This is a genomic window from Streptococcus sp. HMSC072D03, from assembly GCF_001812855.1.
In the GTDB taxonomy this organism is placed as follows: domain Bacteria; phylum Bacillota; class Bacilli; order Lactobacillales; family Streptococcaceae; genus Streptococcus; species Streptococcus salivarius_D.
This window is the reverse complement of sequence record NZ_KV810663.1, coordinates 1-272: the sequence shown is the minus strand read 5'-3', so window position 1 is coordinate 272 and position 272 is coordinate 1. Positions and strand designations below refer to the sequence as shown.

Here is a 272-nt window from a genome sequence, read left to right as displayed (position 1 = left end):
GCTTTCTCTGCTCTTTTTGTCAAACTAGAACCCTTCTCACCTAAATTTGTTATTGCGGATTCAGGCTACAAAACACCTAGTATTGCCAAGTTTCTTCTAGAAAAAGGGATTACACCAGTTTTCCCTTACACTAGACCAAGAGGTAAGAAAGATTTTTTACGTCCAAAAGACTTTGTCTATGACGAACATTTTGACTGTTATCTTTGTCCTGAGAACCAGGTGTTAACTTATCGTACAACTACACGTGAAGGTTATCGAGAGTATAAAAGTAA

The 272-nt window shown here is 37.1% G+C and carries 1 pseudogene; it reads left to right on the top strand.

Features of this window, described 5'->3' with window-relative positions:
* Window positions 1-272 (top strand): annotated as a pseudogene (locus tag HMPREF2877_RS06025) (IS5/IS1182 family transposase); the annotation flags it as partial.